The following is a 14,271-nucleotide window of genomic DNA, read 5'->3' as shown; positions in this document are numbered from 1 at the left end:
TTGTTTGATATTATTATTATTGTTTCAGGCAGGGTGCGGCGAAGAGATACCTGCAATAGCCGGGGACGCAAGTTTTCAGGCGGAAGGAGTCAGTATAGTAAATAAAGGAAATTACTATAATGTTGAGATTGATTTTACCTGTGGGTTGACACATAAACAGTTAGGTGAAGCTTATGCAAAAGGGATTTTAAAAGTGGTGCCCAATTATGAATCTCTGGTTGATTCGTACATAGGAGAGAATCTCACAAGCTATGAAAATAAATATGCAATGTACAGAGTAGAGGATATCAAGCCCCAGGTAAACAAGGAGTATGCAGAAGAAATCGAAGGTATGGCTTCGGTTTTTTCGGGGGGAAGCCAAAATAAGTTTAAAGATAATAAAATCTCAAAAGATGAGTTCTTTCTTTTTAACCTTTTTACCGATGCAGTCCGGGGCACTCAATGCAGTTATATTTCTGTATATGGTGACCGTTCTGACGATCATAGGAATATGGTTGCCAGAAATCTTGACTGGTACGGAGGGAGTGTAAACCAACTTCCAAAGATCCAGGCCTTCATTACTTATAAATACACGGATAAAAAAGTATATTCCATCGGCTATCTGGGATACATGGGCATACTAACAGGATTTAACGACCATAAAGTTTTTGCAGGAATTCTTGATTCAGGAACAAATGCTCCTTACTCTTCAGAGGGGCGAAGATCCTATCCGTTAGACCTTCGTTTTGCCTTGGAAAATACAAAAACCATGAAAGAAGCGGCAGAATTTATGCAGGACCCGACAAAACTCTATTCCTTTAATCACAATATTGGTTTTTCAGATCCGGATACCAGCATCATTTTAGAAAACAATTTCAGCGGAAACGGAACAAATGGACATAAGGTCAAACGTGCCATAAGAACAGAAGATTCCAAATTAAATAACAATGTTTCATGGGGAATTAAGAATTCCATTGCCTCGGTCAATTCCTTTATTCTTTATGGTAATCATGATAACCACAGCAGCAACAAGTACAATACAAAAAGATGGAATAATATTAAAAAACAACTGCAGAATAAGGGGTCAACCGTATCCTTTGAAGAACTAAAAGAGGTTGCCTGCTATGCTGATGGTTCACCCGGAACATTTTCAGAAAGTGGAGATGTATATAATAAAATGACTCTCCAAATGGTTATTTTCCAACCGGACACTTTGAAGCTTGAAGTATTTTTCCGGCCAAAGAATATAAGAAAGAATCCCGGAAATCCGGTTTTTGAGAAAATAACAGTTTCCTGATAACAAGATTGTCAACTTACACTGAATAAAAAAGATGACTATGTTTTAATTAGGGGGGAGCAAATGAACAACTATAAAACATTAACCGAATTGTTCATTTCCAGAAAAAATGAGGAACAAAAGGGGATCACATTTATACTGGGTGACACCCAGGAGAAATACATTTCCTATAAAGAACTATATCATACATCTCTAAAACTTTTATATCACTTCCAAAAGTTCGGATATAAAAAGGGCGATGAGGTTATCTTCCAAATTGATGACAATGAAAGGTTTATTTACTCTTTCTGGGCATGTATTCTTGGAGGGATGATTCCTGTGCCCATCACAACGGGAAATAACGATGAGCATAAAATGAAATTGTTTAAAATCTGGGACGTATTAAATAATCCCAAAATCATAGTGACAGCCGACTTTTTTGAAAAGCTGTGTGCGTATGCGGAAAAAAACAATATAAGTGATAAAATAGAGTGTATAAAAAGAAGTGCAGTTTTTGTGGAAGAGGTTATACAAACCGAGAATGATGGAGATATTTATCTTTCTCAATCCAATAATATTGCGTTTATTCAGTTCTCATCAGGTTCTACAGGGGATCCGAAAGGTGTTGTGATTACCCATGAAAATGTACTGGTAGACCTCAATGCCGTTATTCAATGGGATCATATTGAACCCAATGATATCGGATTAAACTGGATGCCGCTCACGCATGATATGGGGCTGATCGGTACTCATATAAAGGGTATGCTGGCATGTATGAACCAATACAACATCAATACAGCTCTTTTTATAAGACATCCTTCCTTATGGATTCAGAAGGCCAGTGAACATAAGGTAACAATCCTTTATTCTCCCAACTTTGGATACAAGCATTTTCTTAAATTCTATCATGCTGACGATAAAATAAACTGGGATTTATCAAATGTCAGGTTAATCTATAACGGAGCAGAACCCATTTCTTTGGATTTATGCAATGAATTTCTGGATAGTATGTCGGTCTATGGGCTTAAAAGAAATGCAATGCATCCAGTGTATGGCCTTGCGGAGGGTACAATTGCCGTTGCTTTCCCGGAACCAGGTGAAGATTTTAGGTTCCATGTTTTAAACCGGAATCATCTCAAAGTGGGCGAAACTATCGCAGAAACAAGCAAAGAAGATAAAGATGCAGTAATTTTTATGGATGAGGGTTATCCCATTTACAATTGCTATGTACGCATCTGTGATGAGGAAAATCATGATATTGGTGAAAATAAGATTGGGTATGTCCACATTTCGGGAGGAAATGTTACATCAGGATACTATAATAATAAAAAAGCAACCGAACAAACCATAACACAGGATGGGTGGCTAAATACCGGTGATTTGGGCTTTATGAAAGAAAAACGGCTCATCATAACCGGGCGGGCAAAGGATGTCATATTTGCTTCAGGGCAAAACTATTATTCTCATGACATTGAACGGATCGGAGAAGGTGTCGAGGGTGTTGAACTGGGGAAAATAGTTGCGGTTGGTGTATTCAACGAAAACCGCAAAGGTGACGACCTGGTCTTGTTTGTCCTGCATAAGCAAAAGCTTGAAAACTTTATTCCCATTGTTAACAGCTTAAAAAGAGTTGTAAGCGAGAAAATCGGCATTGAAGTTGCACATGTCATTCAAGTGAAAAATATACCTAAAACCACAAGCGGAAAAGTCCAGCGGTATAAACTTCGGGATAGCTATATGAGGGGGGAGTTTGACCTAGTCAAACATGAGATAGAGCGCTTACTTCAAGAAAATTTTGAAAAAAGAGAGTATGTACAGCCAAATAGCAATACTGAGAAAAAATTGGCTCAAATATGGAGTGAAGTATTAAACATAAAACAAATTGGTATTTGTGATGATTTCTTTGCTTTGGGCGGGAATTCTTTGCATATCACACAAATCGTATCTAGAATTAGAGATTCCTTTGAATTTGAATTGGAACAGGGAGAGATTTTTGAAAACTCTGACATTGAGCATTTGGCTAAGAAAGTAGAGCTTTCTCTTAAGAACCAACAAGGAAGGGTTGAACTGATAAAAAGTACTTCAGCAGGAAAAAATAGGCTGCCTCTTTCATTTGCACAACAGAGGCTTTGGTTTTTGGACCGATTGAATTCAGAGAGCCCGCAATACAACCTGTATACCGGGTTGGTATTAAAAGGAAGCCTAAAAAAAGAAGTTATTTTAAAAAGCTTTAACGCTTTGATAAAACGGCATCAGATTTTACAGGTATCTTTTACTGAAGAGAATGGACAGCCTGCTCAGGTGTTAAACAAGGATGCCCAAATGCCTATGGAATATGTTAACCTTTTTGATACTTCAGCAAATGAAAAAGAGTTAAAAGCATCAGACATTGCCAAGGAGTGGGTTTCGAAACCCTTCGACTTGGAAAAGGCTCCACTTTTAAGGGGCATGCTCATCCAAATGGATGAAGAGGAACACATACTTGTTTTAGCAATACATCACATCATTTTTGATGGTTGGTCTTTTGGCATTCTTTTAAAAGAGCTGAATTTTTACTATGAAGCATTTCTGAATCATAAAGCAGAAGATTTACCTCTACCCGGTATTCAGTATGCAGATTTCGCACAGTGGCAGATTGAAAAGTTAAAAGGGGGGAGTCTAAAAAAACAAATTGAGTATTGGAAACAAAAACTCAGCGGAAAACTTCCCGTTTTAGACTTGCCGCTGGATAAACAAAGACCACCTGTCCAGACCTATCATGGAGCAAAATTCACCTGTACAATTTCGGGAGAATTAGTGAATAAGCTGCAGCTTTATACCGGAAAAGAGAATGCAACTCTTTTTATGGTACTGCTTGCAGCATTTAAACTCATGCTTTACAGGTATTCAGGACAATTGGATATTGTAGTAGGTTCACCCATTGCCAACAGGAATAGGAAAGATCTGGAGGATTTAATCGGCTTCTTTACAAATAACATTGTTTTGCGTACTACATTCTCCAGTGAAATTAATTTTAGTGAGTTTTTAAGACTTATAAAAAAGGTGACTTTAGAAGCGTATAAAAACCAGGATGTTCCCTTTGAAAAGCTTGTAGAAGAGCTTCACACCGAACGTGATATGAGCAGAAACCCACTATTCCAGGTGTTATTCAGTTTGCAGAATTCTCCACTGCCGCACATGGAATTTTCCGAGCTCAGTGTTTCAAAAAAGGATCTGGATGCAGGATATGCAAGATTTGATCTTGCCGTAGACATTCGTGAAGCAGGCGAAGGTATGATTGTAGATTTTGAATATAATACAGAGTTATTTAATGAAGACACCATCATCCGGATGGCTGGTCATTATAAACAATTATTGAAGAATATTTTAAAAAACCCCAAGGCCAGTCTGGATGATTTTGAAATGCTTACCATTGAGGAGAAAGATACACTCATCAATAGATGGAATGATACAAAAGAAGATTATTTCAGTAAGGGTCAGAGTTGGGTGGAATTATTCACCAAACAGGCGGAAGAAACACCCCAGGCGCTGGCGGTTGTGTGTGAGAAACAGCACTTGACTTACCGGGAGCTGGATATTGAATCCAACCGATTGGCTCATTACCTGATTTCCAATGGAGTGGGAGCGGAAAGTATTGTAGGTATCTATATGGAGCGCTCGGTGAATATGCTTGTTGGGTTGCTGGGAATACATAAAGCCGGAGGGGCATACCTTCCCATGGATCCTGTATTCCCGGGAGAACGGCTTGCGTTTATGTTGGAGGATGCAAAGGTAAATATCATACTGTCCGAAAGTAAGCTTGCAGAAACTTTACCGCAGAATGATGCCAAAGTCATCTGCCTTGATGCGGAAAAGGATACTATATCCCAGTTTAGTGCTGAAAAGCCAGATAGAAATTATGAAGGGCATCATTTGGCTTATTTAATATACACTTCCGGTTCTACCGGAAATCCTAAAGGTGTTCAGATTGAGCAGCATACGCTGATTAATTTCCTTATCTCCATGGAGATAAAGACCGGAATTTGTGCGAAAGATGCACTTTTAGCTGTTACGACACTTTCTTTTGATATTGCAGGACTTGAAATGTACCTGCCGCTGATTTGCGGTGCCAAAGTAGTCATTGCAAAGAGAGATGAAGTCATTGATGGCAGCGCATTAATGGAGATTATAAATCAGCAGGATGTTACCATCATGCAGGCTACACCTGCTACATGGAGACTTTTAATTGAAGCGGGATGGAACGGTAATCAAGACCTGACAGTATTATGCGGTGGAGAAGCTCTGCCCCGGGATTTGGCAAATCAGCTTCTGGATAGATGCCAGACCCTTTTGAATGTTTATGGTCCTACCGAAACAACCATATGGTCTACATTGGAACGTATTGATTCGAAAGATGGAGATATTTATATAGGTAAACCCATTGCCAATACTCAGGTTTATGTGGTAGACAGGGCAATGAATCCTGTTCCCGTGGGAATACTCGGTGAATTGCTCATCGGCGGGGATGGACTGGCAAGAGGGTATTTAAATCTACCTGAATTAACGCGTGAAAAGTTTATTCCGGATATCTTCAGTGGGAAAAAGGGGGCTCGTCTATATAGGACGGGAGATTTGGTCAGGTTTACCCGGGATGGCAATATGGAGTTTGTGGGACGTATGGATAATCAGGTAAAAATCAGGGGATTCAGGATAGAATTAGGCGAAATTGAGACCTTGTTAAACCTCGACCCATCAATCAAAGAATGTGTGGTTGTTGCAAAAGAAGTGATTGCAGGTGAAAAAACACTGATTGCTTATATCATTCCTGTGTCGGAACAAGCTGAGGAGACCTTAAGCTCCGAGAACCTTCGTAAAAGCTTGAAAGAAAAGCTTCCTGATTATATGATACCGTCCAGCTTCATATTTTTAAATTCTTTCCCCATGACACCTAACGGGAAGATTGACAGAAAAGCACTCCCTATGCCTGAAAATATAAGGCCACAATTATCAACCCGATATACAGCACCTTCCAATAAGACGGAAGATTCGATCACAAGGATTTGGCAGGAAGTTTTGCACCTGGAAAGGATAGGTGTTAACGACAATTTCTTTGATATGGGCGGACATTCTTTACTTTTGGCACAGGTTAGAAGCAAAATAAGTAATGCCATTCATAAAGAAGTATCTATAATGGACCTCTTCCGATACCCCACAATAAGTACCCTGGCCAGGTTTCTGCAGACTGGGAACCAACCTGAACTGAAAGGGAATTCCAACGGTCGGATTTCTGGTGAAAAGAAGGATACCGATATTGCAATCATCGGGTTGAGTGGAAGATTTCCGGGTGCAGCAAATATTCAAGAGTTTTGGGATAACCTGTGTAATGGGGTTGAATGCATTTCCAGTTTTACAGACGAACAGGTATTGGAAGAAGGGGTGGATCCGGAACTTTTAAAGAAGTCAGGCTATGTAAAGTCTTGGGGTATACTGAATGATGTGGATAAATTTGATGCAAACTTCTTTGGATACAATCCAAGAGAAGCCGAAGTTTTGGATCCACAGCAGAGGATATTCCTGGAGGAATGCTGGAAAGCACTTGAAACGGCTGGTTATGACTCGGAGCGCTATCAGGGGAAGATTGGTGTATACGCAAGTGTGGGAATGAACCATTATATCCAAAACATTAAAGAAAGCCGTGGTTCTCAAGGTTTAGCCAGTGATTACCAGATTATGATCAGCAACGACAAGGATTTTTTGGCTACACGTGTCGCTTATAAAATGAATCTTGAAGGTCCGGGCATAACGGTGCAGACCGCTTGCTCATCTTCTCTTGTTGCTGTTCATCTGGCATGCCAGAGCTTATTCAATGGGGAATGTGATATGGCTTTGGCGGGTGGTGTGAGTATCAGACTCCCTCAAAAGTCAGGCTACTTATACCAGGAGGGGATGATTTTATCTCCGGATGGCCACTGCAGGGCTTTTGATGAGCAGGCAAAAGGGACCGTGGGTGGAAATGGAACGGGTGTGGTTGTTATGAAACGGCTTCAGGAAGCAATTGCGGATGGAGATGACATCAGCGCTGTTATCAAAGGTACAGCTATTAATAATGACGGGGCATTAAAAATAGGATATACTGCTCCCAGAATTGACGGCCAAGCCGGAGTAATTGCAGAGGCCCAGTTAAAAGCGGGTGTTGAGCCAGAAACCATTACCTATATTGAAGCACATGGTACAGGAACTCCATTAGGAGATCCTATTGAAATAGAAGCCTTGACCCAGGTGTTTAATCAAAGGACTGATAAAAAAGGCTTTTGTGCCATTGGATCGGTAAAAACCAATATCGGACACCTTGATGCAGCTGCAGGGGTAACGGGCTTAATTAAAACAGTATTATCTCTTCGCAATAAGAAGATACCGCAAAGCCTCAATTTCAAGAAACCCAATCCAAAGATTCATTTCAAGGAAAGCCCGTTTTATGTAAATGAGTCTCTGACCGAGTGGAAAAACAGCCAGGGGCCTTTAAGAGCAGGGATCAGTTCATTCGGCATCGGTGGCACCAATGCCCATGCTGTGCTGGAAGAGGCTCCGGTAGTTTACAGTGATATAAATAATCATTCCGAGGTCTTATTGGTTTTCTCTGCAAGAAGTAGCCAGGCTTTGGAAAGAATGATTACTAATTTTGCAAACTTTTTGAAAGCAAATAAAGAGATTAATCTGGCTGATATGGCCTATACATTGCAGGTGGGACGAAGGGAATTTGAATTTAGAAGGTTTGTGGTATGTATATCGGTTGAGAATGCAATAGAACTTTTGGAAAAGAATATAAATGACGCCAAAGCAGCAGATGCTGGAGCTTTAACCATTGAAGAGCCGGCTGAATATTCATTGGAACAGCTTGGAAACCTATGGACCATGGGAAATAAGATAAATTGGAGCAATCTTTATAAGGAAGAAAAGCGGAAAAGGGTAGCACTTCCAAACTACCCCTTTGATGGACAGTCTTATTGGGTTAAGAAGGATAAAACAGTTGATGCTGTGAAATCCCATAAAAATGAAGCCAAAAGAGCTGAGCTTTCTGAATGGTTCTATACGCCTGTTTGGAAGCAGTCCTTGAAAAATGGTGTCTATCCAAATACAAAGGACGGTACCGGGAAAGAAGTACTGCTGGTATTGACCGAGAAAAATATTTTTGCCCATGCTTTTATAAACAGACTAATAAAGGAATATACCGACACATTTGTAGCAGTCAAGGGAGAGCAATTCAATAAAACCGGAAGCAATCAATATGCAATCAATATTGACGATTATCAAGATTATGAGCGCTTATTGAGGGAATTATCCGCAATGGGTAAAACACCTGCAAAAGTGATTAACTTGCTTGGCTTAACAGAATACACAAATCCTGGCGCAGCAGAGCAGAGTATTCAGTGCGGGAAAAGTTTGTTCTATAGCATGATGCTCCTGGCACAAGCCATTGGAAGATGTGGAATGACAACTCATGTACAAATAAAGGTAATCACAAACAATTCTCAAAGGGTGTTTAATGAAGGACCTCTATATCCTGAGAAGGCATTGCACCTTGGGGCTTGCAGGGTTATTCCCAGAGAGTATCCCAATATCCGGTGCAGCAGCATTGACTGTATCCTGCCTGAGGCAGATTCTTTGGAGGCGCAGGAAGATTTAATAGAGCAGTTGATTACGGAAGTTACCATACAAACAGAAGAAGGGATTGTAGCTTATCGGGGCTTGAATCGCTGGACCCAGGAGTTTGAAAAAATGGAACTCGGGAAAGCTGCAAATCCATCTATAAAAATCAAAGAGAATGGTGTTTATCTCATTACGGGCGGTTTGGGAGGCATAGGGCTTGTTTTGGCTGAGTATCTCGCACAGGAGGCAAAGGCCAAATTAGTTCTGGCAGGCCGCTCCGAATTTCCGGATGTCGAGCTGTGGGAGCAGTGGATTACTACCCACCATAAGAAAGATACCATATCAAGGAAAATAAAAAAATTAAAACAATTACTGGCTATGGGTGCAGAAATCTATGTATGCCGGACAGATATTGCTGATTTGGAGCAGGTTCGCTCTTTACGTGAAAAGACAATAAACAGGTATGGGGCGATTGATGGAGTGATACATGCAGCAGGAAACCCAGGTGGTGGAATGATTCAGCTCAAAAAGAAAGGGCATGCGGAGCAAGTGCTTTTACCTAAGGTACAAGGTACACAGTTTCTTTATAAGACAATGAAAGAAGATAACCTTGACTTTATGATATTCTGTTCTTCATTAAATGCCATTACCGGCGGGTTCGGGCAGTTGGATTACAGTGCAGCCAATGCTTTCCTGGATGCCTTTGCACAGGCCCATGACAGCAGGCGGGGCACCCGTATGGTTTCTATAGACTGGGATAGATGGCCGGGAGTAGGAATGGCTGCTGGAACCGGATTGGGAACAGATTCAGAAGAAGAAATACACCCTCTCTTAGGAAAATGCATTTTGGAGCAGCCGGAAAAAGTGATTTACTCCCAGGAGCTATCTCCTGAAAAGGACTGGATATTATCAGAGCACCTTGTCTTAGGAATACCGACCATTGCCGGAACTGCATACCTGGAAATGGCCAGGGCTGCATTTGAGGATACAACGGGCGAAACAAATATTCAAATATCCGATGTCCTATTCTTAAGCCCTATGGCAGTAAGGCAAGGGGAGAAAAGGAAGGTTTACACCCTTTTAAATAAAAATGGAGAGGCTTATGATTTCCGTATTATCAGTCAGGAAAGCGGAGCACAGGAGGATAAGGAAAACTGGCTGGAACATGCCAGGGGGAAGATCAGCTGCCCTTCAGGTTTGGAGAGTCAAATATTTAACATCCGGGAGTTAATGGAAAAGTGCTCCGGGAAGACAGTGTACTCGTCGGAAGAACAGCAAAAGCTTTCAGAAGAATTCATCAGCTTTGGAAATCGGTGGAGAAATCTTAAGAAGTTCTCTCATGGTGAAACAGAAGGTTTCGTTGAACTTGGTCTGGCTGAGGAGTATGTTTCCGAACTTCATAGTCACAAAATTCACCCGGCTATGCTGGATATGGCTACGGGTGCGGTAAGACTGGCGGCTGGAGGAAATTATCTGCCTTTTTCATATGAAAAGATTGAAATAAAGGAGCCAATGTCTGAAAAGATTTATGGCTATATCCGATTTAAAAACGGTTGCCATTCATCCCAGGAGATCATCACCTGTGATATAGACATTTTAGGAGAAAACGGAAAACAGATTATTGGGATTAAAAATTTCTCAATGAAACTGATAGGTGAGGCAGCTGCTGCAACCATCAAGAACAGGACTTCAGTGGGATTGCAGCAGCAAAGTGAAACCGCGTTTATCAGCAAGTTGGCAGAGCAAGGGCTCCGCAGCAGGTCAGGAATACTGCATGAAGGGATTCTTCCTGCCGAAGGGCAGGAGGCATTCGGTAGTATCCTTCATGGCTGCTTCAGACCTCAAATCATCGTTTCAACGAAAGACATTATAGCTGCTATTGAGCAAGCCAACTATTTTGAACAATCCGGTATCAAAGATACCCTTGAAGAGGCTGCAGCTTCAAAAGAAAGACATCCCAGGCCGGAACTGGAAAACGAATATGTGCCTCCTAAAAGTGATACAGAAAAGAAACTGGCGGAACTTTGGCAGGACGTTTTGGGGATTGATAAAGTAGGAATTCTGGATGACTTCTTTGCATTAGGTGGAGATTCCCTGCTGTTAATACAGTTCCATACCAAATTGAAAGAAAAGTTTGAAACAGATATTGCTGTGGTCGACCTGTACAAATATAATACCGTTGCATCACTGGATGGCTATTTAAAAAATGATAATACGGAAGAGTCTCAGCCGGTTTTTGAAGAAGTCAACAGCAGGGTTAACAAACAGTTGGAATTGATGAAACAGAGAAGACAGCGCATGCAAACAAGAAAAGGAGTGGAATTTGGTGAATAATTTTGATGAAAGTAATGGAATAGGGTCAATTGCCATTATCGGAATGGGTGGACGCTTCCCCGGGGCAGCGGATATGGAGGAATTTTGGCAAAACCTTTACAATGGAGTAGAATCTGTCAAGTTTTTTAACCGTGAAGAGTTGTTAAAAATGGGTATAGATGAGAATCTATTGGATAATCCGAGATTTGTAGCAGCAGATGCTATTTTGGACGGAATGGATCTATTTGATGCCTCTTTCTTTGACTATTCTGCCAGGGAGGCTGAAATCATGGATCCACAGCACCGTCTGTATCTGGAGACCGCATGGGAGGTACTGGAAAGTGCCGGGTATAATTCAGAGCTTTATACAGGGAGAGTGGCTGTCTATGGCAGTGCAAACTTAAGCGGCTACATGATACGAAATCTATACTCCAATCCTGGATTGGCAGACACGGTGGGATCGTTTAAAATCATGCTGGCAAACGGGCAGGATTTTTTGGCTACAAAGGTATCCTACAAAATGAACCTGACAGGACCAAGCGTGAATGTAAATACCCTGTGTTCCTCATCTCTGGTGGCTGTCCATGATGCATGCCAAAATCTTATGAATTTTGGGTGTGATCTTGCATTAGCGGGGGGAGTGAGCTTCCAGGTTTCAAGAAATGAAGCCTTTTTCTACCAGGAAGGAGGAATCGGCTCTTCCGATGGTCATTGCCGTGCTTATGATTCTAAGGCAAACGGAACAGTCAGCGGAAGCGGGCTTGCAATTGTTGCATTAAAAAGGCTGGAAGATGCCATTGCAGATGGAGATCATATTCATGCAGTTATTAAGGGGACAGGTATCAATAATGACGGTTCTCAAAAGAACAGTTATACAGCTCCGAATGTTGACGGGCAGGCAGAGTGTATTGCGGAAGCTATTGCAATGTCGGGCGTAAATCCCGAAACCATTACCTATATAGATGGTCACGGTACAGGTACAGACCTTGGGGACCCCATCGAAATTGCTGCCTTAACAAAAGCTTTTCGTGCCTATACAAAGAAAAAACAATTTTGTGCCATTGGCTCGGTAAAAACCAATATTGGACATCTTGTAAATGCGGGTGGTTTGGCAAGTGTGGTGAAAACAGTGCTTTCCATGCAAAATAAAGTGATTCCCCCAAGCCTTAATTTTGAAGCTCCAAATCCCAAAATCGATTTTGAGAACAGCCCGTTTTATGTGAATACGAGATTATCCGATTGGAAAACAGATGGGTTCCCATTAAGAGCAGGGGTTAGTTCTTTCGGAATAGGTGGGACGAATACCCACGTGATTTTGGAGGAATCACCTCAGGAGGAATCATCCCAGGTTTCAAAGAGACCGTGGCAGATTATATCCTTATCAGCCAAGACAGGTACGGCATTGGAAAAGATGACTGGCAATCTTATCCGTTTTGCCAAGAACAATCCAGATACAAATCTTGCAGATGTTGCGTTTACACTGCATCTTGGAAGAAGGAATTTTAATCACCGCAGAGTTTTGATCTGCAGGGACATGAATGATTTGACAGACAAATTTGATAATATGTCACCTGTAAATGTTTTTACATATTTCCAGAAACCTAAAGTTCAGCCAGTTGTGTTCATGTTCCCGGGAGAAGGGGAATATGTCAATATGGGTGCAGAGCTATACAAAACAGAAAATAATTTTAGGAATACAGTGGACCGGTGCTGTGAAATTCTGCAATCTCAAACAGGTAAGGATGCACAGAGTGTTCTTTACCCAACTGAATCGGATAAAGAACGGGCAGCAATACAAATATCCGATGCCGGAACAGGGAGAGGAATTCTCTTTGCCGTTGAATATGCCCTGGCTCAGTTATGGATGAAGTGGGGTGTTAAGCCTGGCTGTATGATTGGCGAGGGTATTGGCGAGGTAGTTGCTGCCTGCCTATCCGGAGTATTATCCCTTGAAGATGCCTTGAAACTGGCTGTTTCAGAAGATAGCAGCCTTCCGGAAACAGTGTCCAGGATAAGTAATGGTAAAGTAAACATACCCTTTATCTCTTGTATAACCGGAGGCTGGATTACAGATACCGAGCTTGGAAGCCCTGATTACTGGATACGTCAAAGAGGTTCTTTCCGGTTTGGCGACGGCTTAAATGAAATAATGAAAGACGCTGACCAAATTCTACTGGAGATTGGACCTGGAAACAAGTTGACCATTGAAGCAGAAAAGTATAAAAATGAGGGTGTTCAACAGGCCATCCTATATTCAATGCCTGGTAAGGGTGAAGGAACTTCCGATTGTGAAGCTTTATTCAAATGCCTGGGAATGTTCGGGAATGTGGGAGGAAGAGTGGATTGGAATCAATTCTATGTTGAAGAAAAACGCCACCGTATTCCATTGCCTACCTATCCTTTTGAGAGACAGCGCTATTGGATAGAGCCAGGAAGACGGGGTGTATCAAAACCTGATGTATTGATTTCCAGGAAAGAGGATATTACCAGCAGCATTACTGACTCAGAGTTTAAGGAAGCAAGTATTACCATCACATTAAAGCTGGATGAGCAAAACCGGACAAACAGCAATGAAGAACGCAAGAAACAGTTAGAGGAATTTTTAGCTTTGAAGGAACGCTTGGAAGAGCTAAGCAAGGAAGTAAACGGTAGCTGCACCAGAATGGATGTGTCTCCTTTAGGACTAAAGACCAGTGGAGGTGAAGGGCAATTTGGCTTTGAAAGTAATGAAAAGCTGAAAAAAAGGCCGCGTCCTGATTTGGAGTCAGCTTATGTGGCACCTGCCAATGAAATAGAAAGTGCCATTATCGAAAAGTGGCAGGAGGTCCTTGGTTTTGACAGGATTGGGATCCATGACGACTTTTTTGAACTGGGCGGACACTCATTGATAGCTGCTGCAGTTGCGACAGATCTCAGCAAGAAATTTGATGTCCAAATCCCTATGAGAAAATTATTTGAAACTACAACAGCAGCAGGCATTGCACAATTGATTGAGACGTTCCGCTGGGCAACAGAAGGTGTAAAAGAGGCAGCATCCAGTGAACAACTTGAAGGTGGAACCATTTAACGGAGGGAAA

General features: G+C 41.5%; 3 protein-coding genes. All 3 read left to right on the top strand.

Going from position 1 to position 14,271, the window contains the following annotated elements:
• Positions 1 to 4: 4 nt before the first annotated feature.
• The 3 genes from CTER_RS08495 to CTER_RS08485 all read left to right on the top strand — a co-directional run bounded on the left by CTER_RS08495 (position 5) and on the right by CTER_RS08485 (position 14,261).
• Entirely contained in the window at positions 5 to 1,276 is a 1,272-nt protein-coding gene (locus tag CTER_RS08495; protein WP_242834949.1) for a C45 family autoproteolytic acyltransferase/hydrolase, read from the top strand.
• Between the two features lie 63 nt (positions 1,277 to 1,339).
• Positions 1,340 to 11,215 (top strand): non-ribosomal peptide synthetase, encoded by a 9,876-nt coding sequence (locus tag CTER_RS08490; protein WP_004625007.1) that lies wholly within the window; start codon positions 1,340 to 1,342, stop codon positions 11,213 to 11,215.
• Positions 11,208 to 14,261, top strand: coding sequence for a type I polyketide synthase (locus CTER_RS08485; protein ID WP_040760555.1), 3,054 nt, complete (start codon positions 11,208 to 11,210; stop codon positions 14,259 to 14,261). Before CTER_RS08490 ends, CTER_RS08485 begins: the two co-directional genes overlap by 8 nt.
• Positions 14,262 to 14,271 lie beyond the last annotated feature (10 nt).

It is taken from the genome of Ruminiclostridium cellobioparum subsp. termitidis CT1112 (genome assembly GCF_000350485.1).
In the GTDB taxonomy this organism is placed as follows: domain Bacteria; phylum Bacillota; class Clostridia; order Acetivibrionales; family DSM-1351; genus Ruminiclostridium; species Ruminiclostridium termitidis.
This window is presented reverse-complemented; position numbering and strand designations above follow the sequence as displayed.